The following is a 16,417-nucleotide window of genomic DNA, read 5'->3' on the forward strand; positions in this document are numbered from 1 at the left end:
GACTTTGTCCTCGAACGCAGCCTCGCAGGCTCGGCAGCTGCTACATCCTTCACGCATCAGCGAAATTTCCCAGATGCGCTGACGTGTCCTTCCTGCTGCCGGCCCAGCCACCGCCCGCTATGTTGCAATTCCTCCAATATCTGCAACGGAATGCACATGAGCGACTATTCGCACGGCCACGACGCACCGCCACATCCACCCGTCACGCCCATGCGTGATGAACTGAAAACGGCGGTAGCGACAGCGTTGCCGCAATCCCCCGAACAATTCGGCGCAGCACTGATAACGGAAAAATGGGGACAGGCCATCGACCCGTATACGGCTCTGTTGGTGACGCTGGACTACGACACTGACGCAAGCGCCGCGCATGATGCGATCCACCAGGGAACGGTGAACAATTCACGCACCCTGGTGCAGGCATTGCTGTCGAATTATCAGACGGTGGGTGACGGCCGTTTCGGTGAAACGGCGTTCGGCTTGTACACGCCTGCGGACATCGGTCCCGAGATACGCATCGTTGATCCCGTCGATGAGCCTTTTGCCAAAGCCGTGGATTATTACCGGGACTATGAGGGGATCTACCGGTGCACAACACCGCAGACCTACGGCCCCTCCACGCAAATCGCCCTCCGGCCGGCCGATTTCAAACAGTGGGTATGGGAACTGGATCTGCAAACCCGCTATCAGGCTTACCTTGACCACGCCTGGCCTTCCGATAAGCGAATCGTCCAGGCAGCGCCTTACGACCTGAGAACCTCGACCAAGGCCGCCTTTATCATGAGCGCCTGCCTGCAGCATCAAGAGGGCAGTTTGAGTCAGGAGGGCCTGGCCCTGGCAATGCAGGCCGCCGGGTTGCCGGCGAAGCAGGCCTGGAATGCGCTGACCATCGGCCAGGTGCAGGCGCCAACCCGCGTCAGCGCATCGATCGAAGTCGGTCGGCTGACGATCTATCGCTACACCTCAAACGATATCTGGTGTTACCGCCACCGTCACAGTGGCAGGGTCTTGCTGAATATCCCGGGCAATTCCTCACCCTTGCATGAGTTCGCCGACTTCCAGCACTTGCGCCAATGGATCGTGGCACAAGGCACGGTGGACGCTACGCGGCAAGCGCTGGTTGCGCACTTTGCCGAGGACGATCGTGAAGACGGCACTTTCCATGCGGGCGTGTTGACGGCGCTGGAGGGCATGGCGGTTTACCCGAAGGAACACTGGCTGAAAAAGAACGCCGGGCTCTTCAACAACGACGGTTTCTGGGACCCGCAGGACTACATCGACCTTGCGCGTCCGCCGACCGACACCGACCCGTTCGCGCAACTGGTGCTGACGATGAAGCAGGCCTCCATGGCCAGTGTCAAAACCATCCGCGACGATGCCCAAGTCAATCGCGACAACCTGAGTGCGGTAGTGGAACCGCTTGTACAGTGGATCAATCGGTTGGGCCCATTGGCGTTGTTCATTCCAGGAGGTGAAGGTGTGCTGGTGCTGGCCGGCCTGATCGACGCCGGTTACGGCCTCGATCAGGCCATCAACGGCAAAACGCCCGAACAGCGCTCCGAAGGCGTGACGCGCACAGTGTTCGGCTTGCTCAATGCGCTTGCGCTCGCCGGGGCGGTGGCGGCACTCAAGGGGGAAGAAAAAATCGCCGGAACGCTGCGCGAGCCCCGGGAATCCGGGAGCGAGCCGCCTCGCGAATCGCCGGCTGAGCTCACGCCCGGATCGGCTCCGACGCCCGTGTCTACACGTGTGGAACTGATGCGTGGCGTTTGCGCGCCACTTGCTTCCTTCAGTGATGAGGTGCTGGCGCAAATCGCGCAGGTCAGTACGGTCGACGACGATATGCTGCGTCTGATGCAGGCCGGACGCCCGCCGACACCGTTGCTCGCCGACACCATTACCCGTTTCAAGCTCGATCAGGAGCTCGACGCCGTCGCCGATTCGCAAGCGCGGGCCGGATTGTTCAACGCCCGCTATCAGGCGCTCCAGCACTCGGACCGGGAATGGATTCGCCTGTTTCAGGGCGAATACCCCGGTTTGCCGAAAAGTGCCGTGGAGCAAATCCTCGACCGTTCGGGAGTCGACATCGATCGGCCCTTCGATGCTGACGAGGCGCTGCAACTGTTCAAGCGCCTGGACAGCAAGGCGCGGGAGTATCAACAACACGTACGACTCAACCGGGTCTATGAAGGCCTGTACTTGCGCTCGGTTGTCCATCCTGAAACCGATGCCCTGGCGTTGCATTCCCTGCAACGCCTGCCCGATTGGCCGAAAGGCTTGCGTATCGAAGTACTCGACGGGTCAATCAGTGGCCGGGTCCTGGACCGCTGCGGTCCGCTCGATTCAGCGGATTGTCGGCGTTTGATCAAGGTGGGTGATCGTTATCGGTATTCTGCAGTGGCCGCTACCGAAGGCGACGGTTCGGATCTGTTTACCGCGCTGGTTGACCTGTTGTCCGTGGAGGAGCGCACGGCGATGTCGCTGCGCATGCCGAACGTGGCCAGTGAATTGCGCTTGCGCATTGGCGGGCACGCCTTGTCCCGCTCCGAGCTGATGCTCGGCTTGGGTCGAATGGATTCGGGGTTGCCCTTCGAGGCCCTGGGATTGCGTGGCGGCGGCTTTCCGAATACGCCGCAGGCCGCTGTGCTGACCCACGAAATCAAGCGTTTGCAGGTCAAGAATCTGTACCCGGACTTCACCGATGCCCAGGCGGACGAGTTACTCCAGATGGCGGGTGATGGTGCACAAGCACTGGTGGATCGCCTGACTCTCGAGATGCGGCAGTTGTATGCCGACCTGCGCCAGTGGGTCGACCAGGCTGTGCTGGATGCCGATGACATGGATGTGGATTTTCTGGCGGTAGGCGATGAAGCCGCCGCGGGCATGAGTCCTCAGCAGGTGGCGGCGCACAATGTCGAACTGCTGCAAAGCGTGATCGATAACGAGCGCGCAACACGAATGGAACTGGGCGACGAACTGATGAGCATCTGGCAAAAATGCCCACCCCGGATCAATAGAGTGCTGTCCGGTGAGGGGGTTTCCGGCTACAGGCTTGATCTGGGTTTCGAGGACTTCCATCGGTTGCCGACGATGAACGTGCGCTTCAATGAAGTTGTCGAGCTATCGATGCAGGGCATGCATTTGGTCGAGCGCGAGAGCCTGGACGTCTTTCTGGAAAGCTTTCCGAATCTGCGCACCCTGAACCTGGAACGTGTCGACCTGCGTCGGCTCAACGCAGACAACGTGCTGGAGGGTGTATTGCCGGCGCCGGTCCGTCAAATGACCCGGCTCACAACGCTCAAGATGGGTTCCACCTTTCTGCAGCTTCAGGAGAGCACGGCTGCACAGTTTGGTGATCTGGCGAGCTTGCAAACTCTGGATCTGAGTGAAAACCCTTTGGCTGTCCCGCCCGTTGTGCTGGGGTTGAAAGAGTTGCGCGTGTTGAACTTGAGAAACACCGGAATTCGCCATTGCCCGATTGGTATCGCCGATCAGCCGTACCTCACCTCGCTCGACTTGCGAGGCAACCGGATCGGTCGGGTTCCCCACGCGATACTGAATCAGGCGGTCTCCCGGGACCGGGTGAAACTGTGGGGTAATCCGTTGACGGATGAAGAGACGTTGTCGCGCCTGGTCGATCATCGGGAACGCACCGGTATCAATCTGTGGCTGAGTGAGCCGGGTGCCGATTATGGCAGTGCGACGCCCTGGCTGGAGGAGGGCGATGATAGCGTGCGCGAGGCGCGGCAGCAGATCTGGCAACGATTGGCCGTCAAGCCATCGGGCAGTACGTTGCTGAGGGTCATGGATGGGTTGAGCCTGACGGCAGATTTCCGGGTCGACTATCTATCGCTACAGGCGCGAGTGTGGCGCTTGCTGCACGAAGCGGATGCTTCAGAGGAATTGTGGGGCTGGTTGCGTCAGTGTGTCGAAACGCGGATGGCTGATGCGGACAACCCGTTCAGGTTGTTCGTGGTGCTGGAAGATCGAATCCGGCTGTACCGCGACTGGGTCGCCATGGGGCGGCTGATTCCGCTGGCGGATCATCCGGTGTTTTAGCGGCAGGGGTAAAACGCCTTGAACCCTGGCCGGGGTTCAAGGCGTGACGGTCAGCGGCGACGGAACAGCGGCAGCGGTTCGTCGGTAGCGGCCTGGTAGGTCACCGAGAAGTCCTTGAGGCCTTCAAGGGCTTCGTACGGGTCTTTGTCGGGGCGTACAGCAAAGGCATCGAAACCGCAGCGATGCATGTAGAACAGCTGGTCGCGCAGCACATCGCCAATGGCCCGCAATTCGCCTTTGAAACCGTAACGGTCGCGCAGCAGGCGGGCGTTGGAGTAGTTGCGGCCATCGGTGAATGCCGGGAAGTTCAGGGCGATGACCTGGAACTGCGCCACGTCTTCACCGATTTCCTCGGCTTCTTCATCGGCGTCCAGCCAGATGCCCAGGCCGCCGTCGCGGGCCAGGAGCATACGGCTGTGTTCGCGCCACAGCTGCAGCGGCACGATGAGGTCGTCGCAGTTGCTGATCCCGTCGATGTTGAAATCCTTGGGCAGCAGGTGCCAGGTCTCGTCGACGACCTCGTTGTTCTTAATGATTCGCTGCATAGACACGCTCCTTGAAGAGTTCGATGCCAATACGCTGATAGGTGTCGATGAAGCGTTCGTCTTCGGTACGTTGTTCGATGTACACGTCGATCAGCTTTTCGATCACGTCAGGCATGGCTTCCTGGGCAAAGGACGGGCCGAGGATCTTGCCCAGGCTGGCGTCACGGCTGGCGCTGCCGCCGAGGGAAACCTGATAGAACTCTTCGCCCTTCTTGTCCACCCCGAGGATGCCGATGTGGCCGACGTGGTGGTGACCACAGGCGTTCATGCAACCGGAGATGTTCAGGTCCAGTTCGCCGATGTCGAACAGGTAATCCAGGTCGTCGAAACGACGCTGGATCGATTCGGCGATCGGAATCGACTTGGCGTTGGCCAGGGAGCAGAAGTCGCCACCCGGGCAGCAGATGATGTCGGTCAGCAGGCCGATGTTCGGCGTGGCGAAACCTTGCTCGCGCAGCTCGCCCCACATGGCGAACAGTTTTTCCTGTTCGACGTCGGCCAGGATGATGTTCTGCTCATGGGAAGTGCGCAGTTGACCGAAACTGTAACGGTCGGCCAGGTCGGCCACGGCGTCGAGCTGTTTGTCGGTGATGTCGCCCGGTGCAACGCCGGTCGGCTTCAGGGACAGGGTAACGGCCACATAGCCCGGTTTCTTGTGGGCCAGGGTGTTGCGCACGCGCCAGCGGGCGAAGCCCGGGTGCTGCTGGTCGAGTTCGGCCAGTGCGGTGGTCTGGTTTTCCAGCGCCTTGTAGTCCGGGTCGACGAAATGCTTGGCGACGCGCTGCACTTCGGCTTCGGTCAATGTGGTCTGGCCACCGCGCAGGTGCTCCATCTCCGCATCGACTTTTTGCGCGAAGACTTCAGGCGTCAGCGCCTTCACCAGGATCTTGATCCGTGCCTTGTACTTGTTGTCGCGACGGCCATAGCGGTTGTAGACCCGCAGGATGGCGTCGAGGTAGCTCAGCAAGTCTTGCCACGGCAGGAATTCATTGATGAATGCGCCCACCACCGGTGTACGGCCCAGGCCACCACCCACCAAGACACGGAAGCCCAGTTCGCCAGCGGCGTTATGCACCGGCTCAAGGCCGATGTCGTGGACTTCAATGGCGGCGCGGTCGGAGGTCGAACCGTTGACGGCGATCTTGAACTTGCGCGGCAGGTAGGCGAACTCCGGGTGGAACGTAGTCCACTGGCGGACGATCTCGCACCATGGGCGCGGGTCGATCAGCTCATCGAAGGCGACACCGGCGAACTGGTCGGTGGTGACGTTGCGCAGGCAGTTGCCGCTGGTCTGGATCGCGTGCATCTGCACGGTGGCCAGTTCAGCCAGGATGTCCGGAATGTCTTCCACGGCCGGCCAGTTGAACTGCACGTTCTGCCGGGTACTGATGTGGGCGTAGCCCTTGTCGTAGTCGCGGGCAATTTTGGCCATCATTCGCACCTGGCGCGAAGTCAGTTGGCCGTAAGGCACGGCAACTCGCAACATCGGTGCAAAACGCTGGATATAAAGACCATTTTGCAGGCGCAGGGGGCGGAATTCTTCTTCGCTCAGCTCGCCTGCCAGATAGCGTCGGGTCTGATCACGGAACTGCTTGACGCGGTCCTCGATGATCCGCTGATCGTATTCGTCGTATACGTACATAAAAGTCCTGTTCTCAGGCTTGGGCCGGTCGGAAACAGCGGCGTTTTTTTGGCTTGCTGGCGTCCGATAAAACCTCGGCAATTCTGCGCGCACGGCCGCGCACTCCCTACGGAGCCGGGGCAAGATACCAGTTTGCAGTTATGCGCAAAAGTGATGTTTGAGTATATGTAAAGAACCAAATCGCCTAATGAGAATCGTTGTTGCAACGCCCTTGTTTGTGGTGCGGGCAATCGTCGTCTTTACTTTGCTCGAGTCTTTATGCAATCACCGATAAAACCGACAAGAGGCGATGCAATGAGCAACCCAACCAAAGCACGGAAAAGCGATAGCACCGTTGATGCATGGGCAATTTTGTTCCTGATCATTCTGGTCGTGGGGACGGCGGTTTTCTGGGTCAGCCATCAGTAAACGACCCCGTCCGGGCCCGGTTCCGACGATTGTCTGACAAAAGCCGGAAAAATCGCCGTTTTACGGACGTTCGCTGGCTATAATGCGCGGCGGAATTTCCGGGGGCTCGGACGACCAATGTTGAAGTTTTTGTGTGGCGTATTGCTGACGCTGGGCATGGTCGTGGGATCTTGTGCCCAAGCGGCGTCAGTGCTGTTCCTGAACCCGGGAACCCCCACGGAAGCTTTTTGGGTGAGTTACTCGCAGTTTATGCAGGCCGCGGCGACCGACCTGGGGATGGACCTGCGCATCCAGTATTCCGACCGCATCTCCGAAAACACCATCCAGCAGGCCCGTGAAGCTCTTCAGGGCTCCCATCGCCCCGACTACCTGATCTTCGTCAACGAGCAATACATCGCACCGGAAATCCTGCGGCTGGCCAAAGGCAGCGGTGTGAAGCTGTTCATGGTCAACAACGCCTTGACTGCGGATCAGATGAAACTGATTGGTGCGCGGCCTGACAAGTATCCCGATTTGCTCGGTAGCCTGGTGCCCAATGACGAGGAGGGCGGCTACCTGATGCTCAAGGAGCTGATTCGACAGCACGGCCCGGTGGCCCCCGGCCAGACGATCGAATTGCTGGCCTTTTCCGGTTTGAAGATCACCCCGTCCGCGCAATATCGCGAGAAGGGCCTGCGACGTGCCTTGGCCGAGCACCCCGAAGTGCGTTTGCGCCAGTTGGTGTACGGCGGCTGGAGCCGGCAGCGCGCCTACGAGCAGGCCAGGTTGTTGCTCAAGCGCTACCCGCAGACGTCGCTGGTCTGGGCCGCCAATGACGAGATGGCGTTCGGTGTGATGCAGGCTTATGTCGAAGCCGGGGGTGTGCCAGGCAAAGGCGTGCTGTTCGGCGCGATCAACAATTCACCCGCGGCGTTACAGGCACTGCTGGACCGGCGCCTGAGTGTCTTGCTGGGCGGGCACTTCAGTCTGGGGGGCTGGGCGCTGGTGCAATTACATGACTACGATGAAGGCGTGGACATCAGCCAGTACGGCGGCCGTGACCGACAGGTTCCGCTGTTGCAACTGATCAATCGGGAACAGGCCAGGCGACTGCTGGAGATGGGCACCGCGCAGGATTTCGGCGTGGACTTTCACAAATTCTCGGCCAAGGGCCGTCCTGCGTCCTGGCGCTACCCGTTCACCCTGCAAACCCTGATGCACTGAGTCGCATCAAATCCCGGCCAGAAACAGCACCAGTTTGACGATGCCGAACAGTGTCAAGGCGAACACCGCTGTGAACAGGATCCCCAGAATCACGAAATGACTGGGCTTGCCGTGCGTGAAGTCACGGGCCCGGTTCTTTCCGCTCTGCACCCCGAACGCCGCCGCCACGACGCTGTGCAGCATTTGCCAGAAGGTCGGCGGCTTGTTGTCGGCCGGATCGTCCATAAATCCCTCGCCAGGAATGTGTGTGAGGCAAGCATAGACAATTCACAGCATGCACAAAACAAATGTGGGCGGGCTTGCTCGCGAAAGCGGCCGTTCAGTGAAAATGTCTGTTGCTGACACGCCGCCTTCGCGAGCCAGTCCGCTCCCACACTGAATCGAGTACGCCTGCAATCAGTTGTCGTAACCCAGGTTCGGCGCCAGCCAGCGCTCGGTCACGCTCAACTTCTGGCCCTTGCGCGAGGTGCAGCTCTGCACCTGGTCCTTGTCAAAGACAATTCACTCGGGGCTGGCGCATTTCCTGTGGGAGCGGGCTTGCTCGCGAAAGCGGCCGTTCAGTGAAAATGTCTGTTGCTGACACGCCGCCTTCGCGAGCAAGCCCGCTCCCACACTGAATCGAGTACGCCTGCAATCAGTTGTCGTAACCCAGGTTCGGCGCCAGCCAGCGCTCGGTCACGCTTAACTCCTGGCCCTTGCGCGAGGTGTAGCTCTGTACCTGGTCCTTGTCGATCTTGCCCACGGCAAAGTATTGCGCCTGCGGGTGAGCGAAGTACCAGCCGCTGACCGCCGCTGCGGGGAACATGGCGTAGTGTTCGGTGAGGAACACGCCGCTGCGGCCTGCGCGCATTTCCTGGGCTTCGGGATCGAGCAGGGCGAACAACTGGGCTTTCTCGGTGTGATCCGGGCAGGCCGGGTAGCCCGGGGCAGGGCGGATGCCGCTGTATTGCTCTTTGATCAGAGCTTCGTTGTCCAGAACCTCATCCTTGGCATAACCCCAGTACTCTTTACGCACCTGCTGGTGCAGCCACTCGGCGCACGCCTCGGCCAGGCGGTCGGCCAGAGCCTTGACCATGATCGAGTTGTAGTCGTCGCCAGCGTCCTGGTAGGCCTTGGCCACTTCTTCGGCGCCGATGCCGGCGGTGGTGATGAAACCACCCACGTAGTCGGTCACTTCACTGTCTTTCGGTGCAACGAAGTCGGCCAGGGAGAAGTTCGGCTTGCCGTCGGTCTTGATGATCTGCTGGCGCAAGTGATGCAGCTTGGCTATTGGCTTGCCGTCATCGCCATAGAGCTCGATATCGTCGTCATGCACCTGGTTGGCCGGCCAGAAACCGAACACCGCGCGGGCGCTGATCAGCTTCTCGTCGATCAGTTTGGTGAGCATTTCCCGGGCATCGTTGTACAGCGAGGTGGCGGCTTCACCGACCACTTCGTCCTGGAGGATGCGCGGGAACTTGCCGGCCAGGTCCCAGGACACAAAGAACGGTGTCCAGTCGATGTATTCGGCCAGAACATTGAGGTCGATGTTGTCCAGCACCCGCGCCCCGGTGAAGGTTGGCTTGACCGGGGTGTAGCTCGCCCAGTCGAATTGCGGCTTCTTGGCGATGGCCGCGCCATAGCTCAGGCGTTCGGTGCGGGCACTGCGGTTGGAAGTGCGTTCGCGAACCTCGATGTAGTCCTGGCGGGTTTTTTCGACGAAACCGGCCTTGAGTTCCTTGGACAGCAACTGCGTCGCCACGCCCACGGCGCGGGAAGCATCGGTGACGTAGATCACCGCATCGTTGCTGTACTTCGGCTCGATCTTCACCGCCGTGTGGGCCTTGGAGGTGGTGGCGCCACCGATCATCAACGGCAGGTGGAAGTCCTGGCGCTGCATTTCGCGGGCGACGTGGACCATCTCATCCAGCGACGGAGTGATCAGGCCGGACAGGCCGATGATGTCGCACTTCTGCTCCTTGGCCACCTGGAGGATTTTCTCCGCCGGTACCATCACACCGAGGTCGACGATGTCATAGCCGTTGCAACCGAGCACGACGCCAACGATGTTCTTGCCGATGTCGTGCACGTCGCCTTTGACCGTAGCCATCAGGATCTTGCCCTTGGCTTGCGGCTTGTCGCCTTTTTCCAGCTCGATGAACGGGATCAAATGCGCGACTGCCTGCTTCATCACTCGAGCGGATTTCACCACCTGGGGCAGGAACATTTTGCCTGCCCCAAACAGGTCGCCGACGATGTTCATGCCAGCCATCAGCGGGCCTTCGATCACCTCGATCGGGCGGCTGAAGGACTGGCGCGATTCTTCGGTGTCTTCAACGATGTGGGTGGTGATGCCCTTGACCAGCGCATGTTCCAGACGCTTGTTGACGTCCCAGTTGCGCCACTCTTCGGTCTCGGCTTCCTTGACGCTGCCGTCGCCCTTGTACTTGTCGGCGATGGCGAGGAGGGCGTCGGTGCCTTCCGGCGTGCGGTTGAGGATCACATCTTCCACGGCGTCGCGCAGTTCTGCCGGGATCTGGTCGTAAATCTCCAGTTGGCCGGCGTTGACGATGCCCATGGTCAGCCCGGAACGGATCGCGTACAGCAGGAACACGGAGTGGATCGCCTCACGCACCGGGTTGTTGCCGCGGAACGAGAACGACACGTTGGACACGCCACCGGAGGTCAGTGCATACGGCAGTTCGTCACGGATGTAGGCACACGCATTGATGAAATCGACGGCGTAGTTGTTGTGCTCTTCGATACCGGTGGCGACGGCGAAGATGTTCGGGTCGAAGATGATGTCTTCCGGCGGGAAGTCCACTTCGTTGACCAGAATGTCGTAGGAGCGTTTGCAGATTTCTTTCTTGCGCGCTTCGGTGTCGGCCTGCCCGGCCTCGTCGAAGGCCATCACCACCACCGCAGCGCCATAGCGCTTGCACAGTTTGGCGTGGTGTATGAACTGCTCGACGCCTTCTTTCATGCTGATCGAGTTGACGATGCCCTTGCCCTGAATGCATTTCAGGCCGGCTTCGATCACTTCCCACTTGGAGGAGTCGATCATGATCGGTACGCGGGAGATGTCCGGTTCGCCGGCAATCAGATTGAGGAAGGTCACCATGGCCTTCTTCGAATCGAGCATCCCTTCGTCCATGTTGATGTCGATCACCTGGGCACCGGCCTCGACCTGCTGCAGGGCGACTTCCAGGGCTTCGGTGTAGTTGTCTTCGCGGATCAGCCGGGCGAACTTGGCGGAACCGGTAATGTTGGTCCGCTCGCCGACGTTGACGAACAGCGAACTGCGATCGATGGTGAAGGGTTCCAGGCCCGAGAGGCGGCAAGCCTTGGGAATGTCCGGGATTTCCCGCGGCGCATAACCGGCCACGGCTTTGGCGATGGCTTCGATATGGCCCGGCGTGGTGCCGCAGCAGCCGCCGACAATGTTGAGGAAGCCGCTTTGGGCGAATTCTTCGATGACCTTGGCGGTTTCCGATGGCAATTCGTCGTACTCACCGAATTCGTTCGGCAGGCCGGCGTTCGGGTGCGCGGAAACGTGGGTGCCTGCCTTGTTCGACAGCTCTTCGAGGTACGGGCGCAATTCACGGGCGCCGAGGGCGCAGTTCAGGCCAACCGAGATCGGCTTGGCGTGGGCCACGGAGTTCCAGAAGGCTTCGGTGGTCTGGCCCGACAAGGTGCGACCCGAGGCGTCGGTTATGGTGCCGGAAATCATGATCGGCAGTTCGACGCCCAGTTCCTCGAACACGCCTTGGACGGCGAAGATCGCGGCCTTGGCGTTCAGGGTGTCGAAAATGGTTTCGATCAGGATCAGGTCGGCGCCGCCTTCGATCAGGCCTTTGGTGGATTCGGTGTAGTTTTCCACCAGCTCATCGAAAGTCACGTTGCGGTAGCCGGGGTTGTTCACGTCCGGGGACAACGAGCAGGTGCGACTTGTAGGACCGAGCACGCCGGCAACGAAGCGCGGCTTGTCCGGGGTTTCCAGGGTCTTGGCGTCGGCAACCTTGCGCGCCAGGCGTGCGCCTTCTACGTTTAACTCATACGCCAGGCCTTGCATGCCATAGTCAGCCAGGGAGATCTGGGTGGCATTGAAGGTGTTGGTTTCCAGAATGTCGGCGCCGGCGTCGAGGTAGGCTTTCTCGATGCCGCCAATCACGTCCGGGCGAGTCAGTACCAGCAAGTCGTTGTTGCCTTTGACATCGCTCGGCCAGTCAGCGAAGCGTTTGCCACGGTAATCCTGCTCTTCGAGCTTGTAGCTCTGGATCATCGTGCCCATACCGCCATCGAGAATCAGGATGCGCTCTTTGAGGGCGTGCTTGAGAGCTTGAAGGCGAACGCTGCGATCGGACATTTGGACTACTCGGTAAGACCATGACGAAGGGCCGGGATGATAGCAAACCTGTGCGCTTTTAGAGCATGACTCGATTTTGCATGAATATCGTTCATGTTGGTAGAGATGACAGGCCGGTAGAATCGCGGCGTTTTTTCAGGATTCAGGACCAGGGACATGTCGTATCGCTTCGTCATCAGCATATTGCTGTTGTTTTCAAGCTGGGGCGCTGTGGCGCAAAGTCCGGCGATCTCCTCTGCCATTTCATACAGCCGCGACATTCAACCGATCTTCACTGAAAAGTGCGTGGCCTGCCACGCCTGCAACGACGCCGCCTGTCAGCTCAATCTGGGCAGCGGCGAGGGCGCGGCGCGTGGCGCGACGAAAGTCCCGGTTTATGACGGTGACCGCACTAAAGCAGTGGCCCCGACACGGCTGTTTTTTGACGCCTCCGGAAAAACCGCCTGGCAGCAAAAGGGCTTCTATTCGGTGCTCGATGCCCAGGGCAGTCAGGCTGCATTGATGGCGCGGATGCTGGAGCTGGGTCACAAAACCCCGTTGCAGCCCAACGCCAGGCTGCCGGAGGACATCGTCCTGGGCCTGAACCGGGAAAACATGTGCGCCATGCCCGCGGAGTTTGACGGCTATGCCGCGTCGCACCCGAAGGAGGGCATGCCGCTGGCGGTGACCGGCCTGACCGATCAGCAGTACCAGACGCTGCAACGCTGGCTGGCGGCCGGGGCGCCTATCGACCAGCAGGGCCTGGTCCCCAGTGCAAAAGAAGCCCGACAAGTGCTCCAGTGGGAAAACCTGCTCAATGCGCCGGGGGCCCGGGAAAGTCTGGTGGGACGCTGGTTGTACGAGCACTGGTTCCTCGCCCACCTCTACTTCAAGGATGGCGAGCCCGGGCATTTCTTCCAGTGGGTGCGTTCGCGCACGCCCAGCGGCCAGCCGATTGACCTGATCAACACCCGGCGCCCGAACGATGACCCGGGCACGCAGTTTTACTACCGCTTGTGGCCGGTGCAGGGCGTGATCGTGCACAAGACCCATATCACCTATCCGCTGAGTTCGGCGAAGCTGGCGCGGGTCAAGTCGCTGTTCTACAGCGGTAACTGGCAGGTCAACGCATTGCCGGGCTATGGGCCGCAAAGCCGGGCCAACCCGTTTGCCACCTTCGAAGCGATTCCGGCCCAGGCGCGCTATCAGTTCATGCTCGATAACGCCGAGTACTTTGTGCGCACGTTTATCCGTGGGCCGGTGTGTCGTGGCCAGATCGCCACGGACGTGATCCGCGATAATTTCTGGGCGCTGTTCCAGGCGCCCGAACACGACCTCTACATCATCGACCCGAACTATCGGGGACAGGCCACGCCGTTGCTGGCAATGCCGGGGCAGAACGATGATGTCGGCAGCGTCCTCAGCCTGTGGCACGACTACCGCGACAAGCGTAATGAATACGAAGCCTTGCGCCGGGACAGCTACGCCGATCAGCCGGCGCCGAGCTGGTCGACCCTGTGGGCGGGCAATGACAATGCGTTGCTGAGTATCTTCCGCCATTTCGACAGTGCTTCGGTGACCAAAGGCCTGATCGGCGACGTGCCGCAAACGGTGTGGCTGTTCGACTATCCGCTGCTGGAGCGCACCTACTATCAACTGGCAGTCAATTTCGATGTGTTCGGCAACGTGTCCCATCAGGCCCAGACGCGGCTGTATTTCGACCTGATCCGCAATGGTGCCGAGCAGAACTTCCTGCGCCTGATGCCCGCCGATTCCCGGGATGGCTACCTCGACGATTGGTATCAGAACAGTGGCAAGTTCAAGATGTGGCTGGACTACGAGACCATCGATAACGACAAGCCAACGGCACTGAATCTGAACCCGCAGGACCCCAAGCGAGATTTCGCCCGGCAATTGCTCTCCCGCTATGGCGACCTCAATGCCAGGCCAGATCCGATCAACCGCTGCGACGGTGCCTATTGCTCGCGGCCGAACATTGATCCGGGCCTGCAAAGTGCCGAGCAGGCGCTGAGCCGCCTGACCTCGCGTCCGGCGGCCGGGTTGAAAGTGATTGATCAACTGCCGGAAGCGACCATGCTGCGTATCGAAACCAGCAGCGGCAAGCGTGAGATCTACAGCCTGCTGCGCAACCGTGCTCACAGCAACGTCGCGTTCCTGCTCGGCGAATCGCTGCGCTATCAGCCGGGGCTCGACACCCTGACGATTTTCCCGGGTGTGCTCAGCAGCTATCCGAACTTCATGTTCAACATTCCGGCCGAGCAAGTGCCGGCGTTTGTGGATGCAATGGAGAACGCCAGGGATACCGACAGCTTCGAGAAAATCGTCGAACGTTGGGGGATACGTCGCAGTCATCCGCAATTCTGGCCGTATTTCCATGACCTGAGCCGCTACATCCAGGAAACCAATCCGGTGGAAGAGGGCGTGCTGGACATGAATCGCTACGAGAACCTCTGAAAAACCACGGATCCCCTGTGGGAGCGGGCTTGCTCGCGAAAGCGGTGTGTCAGGCGCAATTGATTTGCCTGACACGACGCCCTCGCGAGTAAGCCCGCTCTCACAATTCTTTCCCGACAAAAATACTAGGACTTTGTCCGGCGCGTTGATTGGCGTAAACTGCGCCCAAGCCTGCGAGGAGTTTCCATGACCGCTATTACCATTACTGACGCCGCCCACGATTATCTGGCTGATCTGCTCTCCAAGCAGAACACCCCGGGTATCGGCATCCGCGTCTTCATCACCCAGCCTGGCACCCAGTACGCCGAAACCTGCATTGCCTACTGCAAGCCGGGCGAAGAAAAACCCGAAGACACCGCGCTGGGGCTGAAAAGCTTCACCGCGTACATCGACCACTTCAGCGAAGCCTTCCTGGACGATGCCGTTGTCGACTACGCCACCGACCGCATGGGTGGCCAACTGACCATCAAGGCGCCAAACGCCAAAGTACCGATGGTCAACGCCGACAGCCCGGTCAACGAGCGCATCAACTATTACCTGCAAACCGAGATCAACCCGGGGCTGGCCAGCCACGGCGGCCAGGTCAGCCTGATCGACGTGGTTGAAGACGGCATCGCTGTCCTGCAGTTCGGCGGTGGTTGCCAGGGCTGCGGCCAGGCCGACGTGACGCTGAAGGAAGGCATCGAGCGCACCTTGCTCGAGCGTATTCCCGAGCTCAAGGGCGTTCGCGACGTAACCGACCACACGCAGAAAGAAAACGCCTACTACTAATAAGGTGTTCGCTGCGAAACGAAAAAACGGCGCCCCGTGAGCGCCGTTTTTTATGGGGCATTGGAAACCTGTGGCGAGGGGGCTTGCCCCCGTTGGGCTGCGAAGCGGCCCCGGCTTTTAAAACGGGCGCACAGATTTTGCGACGGCTACGCCGCCGAACGGGGGCAAGCCCCCTCGCCACAGGGTTGGTGGTGAATCAGGGTCTGTAAAGATGCGCATGCCCCGCGCGATACAGCGATGACTCGCTGAAATGGTCACTGCCCAGCACCCGACCCACCAGAATCAACGCCGTACGGCGAAAGCCTTTCGCCTCAACCTTCCCGGCAATATCCTCAAGCGTTCCCACCACCCAATCCTGATCCGGCCAGCTCGCGCGATGCACCACCGCAATCGGGCAATCGGCACCGTAATGCGGCACGAGCTCTTCAACGATCTTCGGCAGGTGATTAACCCCCAAATGAATCGCCATGGTCGCACCGTGCTGCGCCAGGCTGGAGAACTCCTCTCCGGCTGGCATGGCGGTTTTGTCGGCGTAGCGAGTCAGGATCACGCTCTGTGAAACGTCCGGCAGCGTCAGTTCGGCGCCCAAAAGGGCCGCGCAAGCTGCCGTTGCGGTGACACCGGGCACGATCTCGAACGCAATGCCCAGCTCACGCAGATAGCGAATCTGCTCGCCAATGGCGCCGTACAGACTCGGATCGCCGGAGTGCACTCGGGCCACATCCTGGCCTTTGGCGTGGGCGCTCTTGATCAGGTCGATGATCTGTTCCAGGTGCAGTTCGGCGCTGTTGACCACCTGTTCGGCACAATGACCTTCCAGTACGGCGGCCGGCACCAGAGAGCCGGCATAAATGATCACCGGGCAGCTGCGAATCAGTCGCTGGCCCTTGACGGTAATCAGTTCGGGGTCGCCGGGACCTGCGCCAATGAAGTAGACGGTCATCGTCGGTTCCTGTGGGAAAAAGGGGGATGAACAGGGCTTCAGATGAAGAT

The 16,417-nt window shown here is 60.2% G+C and carries 9 protein-coding genes and 1 pseudogene; 4 read left to right on the forward strand and 6 right to left on the reverse strand.

The window, feature by feature from the left end:
* Nucleotides 1–156: 156 nt before the first annotated feature.
* The gene (locus ABIA48_RS26340; protein WP_429492449.1) at nucleotides 157–4,056 is read left to right on the forward strand and encodes a dermonecrotic toxin domain-containing protein; all 3,900 of its coding nucleotides are present in this window, start codon (nucleotides 157–159) and stop codon (nucleotides 4,054–4,056) included.
* Nucleotides 4,057–4,106: 50 nt separating this feature from the next.
* Here ABIA48_RS26340 and ABIA48_RS26345 read toward each other — a convergent pair whose 3' ends face one another.
* Together ABIA48_RS26345 and ABIA48_RS26350 are read right to left on the reverse strand one after the other, a co-directional pair.
* On the reverse strand, nucleotides 4,107–4,601 hold the full coding sequence (locus ABIA48_RS26345) for a DUF934 domain-containing protein (protein WP_007987432.1): 495 nt from the start codon (nucleotides 4,599–4,601) through the stop codon (nucleotides 4,107–4,109).
* Entirely contained in the window at nucleotides 4,585–6,243 is a 1,659-nt protein-coding gene (locus tag ABIA48_RS26350) for a nitrite/sulfite reductase (RefSeq protein ID WP_429492451.1), read from the reverse strand. The genes ABIA48_RS26345 and ABIA48_RS26350 overlap by 17 nt, the downstream gene beginning before the upstream one ends.
* A gap of 525 nt (nucleotides 6,244–6,768) precedes the next feature.
* Between ABIA48_RS26350 and ABIA48_RS26355 the strand changes: the two genes are divergently transcribed.
* Nucleotides 6,769–7,854 (forward strand): ABC transporter substrate-binding protein, encoded by a 1,086-nt coding sequence (locus tag ABIA48_RS26355; RefSeq protein ID WP_429492453.1) that lies wholly within the window; start codon nucleotides 6,769–6,771, stop codon nucleotides 7,852–7,854.
* Between the two features lie 6 nt (nucleotides 7,855–7,860).
* Here ABIA48_RS26355 and ABIA48_RS26360 read toward each other — a convergent pair whose 3' ends face one another.
* From ABIA48_RS26360 to metH, 3 genes and pseudogenes are all read right to left on the reverse strand, one after another.
* Nucleotides 7,861–8,079 carry a DUF2970 domain-containing protein gene (locus tag ABIA48_RS26360; protein ID WP_429492455.1) on the reverse strand — a complete coding sequence of 73 codons (219 nt, stop codon included), beginning with the start codon at nucleotides 8,077–8,079 and terminating at the stop codon, nucleotides 7,861–7,863.
* Between the two features lie 171 nt (nucleotides 8,080–8,250).
* A pseudogene (locus tag ABIA48_RS26365) lies at nucleotides 8,251–8,346 on the reverse strand (hypothetical protein); the annotation flags it as partial.
* 142 nt (nucleotides 8,347–8,488) lie between these two features.
* Nucleotides 8,489–12,199, reverse strand: coding sequence for a methionine synthase (metH, locus tag ABIA48_RS26370; protein WP_429492457.1), 3,711 nt, complete (start codon nucleotides 12,197–12,199; stop codon nucleotides 8,489–8,491).
* Nucleotides 12,200–12,355: 156 nt separating this feature from the next.
* Between metH and ABIA48_RS26375 the strand changes: the two genes are divergently transcribed.
* Nucleotides 12,356–14,653, forward strand: a complete 2,298-nt coding sequence (locus tag ABIA48_RS26375; RefSeq protein ID WP_429492459.1) for a fatty acid cis/trans isomerase — start codon at nucleotides 12,356–12,358, stop codon at nucleotides 14,651–14,653.
* A gap of 186 nt (nucleotides 14,654–14,839) precedes the next feature.
* Nucleotides 14,840–15,424, forward strand: a complete 585-nt coding sequence (nfuA, locus tag ABIA48_RS26380; protein WP_007912592.1) for a Fe-S biogenesis protein NfuA — start codon at nucleotides 14,840–14,842, stop codon at nucleotides 15,422–15,424.
* Between the two features lie 196 nt (nucleotides 15,425–15,620).
* Here nfuA and cobM read toward each other — a convergent pair whose 3' ends face one another.
* A complete protein-coding gene (cobM, locus tag ABIA48_RS26385) occupies nucleotides 15,621–16,367 on the reverse strand; it encodes a precorrin-4 C(11)-methyltransferase (RefSeq protein WP_429492461.1) in 747 nt (248 codons plus the stop codon).
* Nucleotides 16,368–16,417: the final 50 nt, after the last annotated feature.

Source organism: Pseudomonas sp. S30_BP2TU TE3576 (assembly GCF_050436025.1).
In the GTDB taxonomy this organism is placed as follows: domain Bacteria; phylum Pseudomonadota; class Gammaproteobacteria; order Pseudomonadales; family Pseudomonadaceae; genus Aquipseudomonas.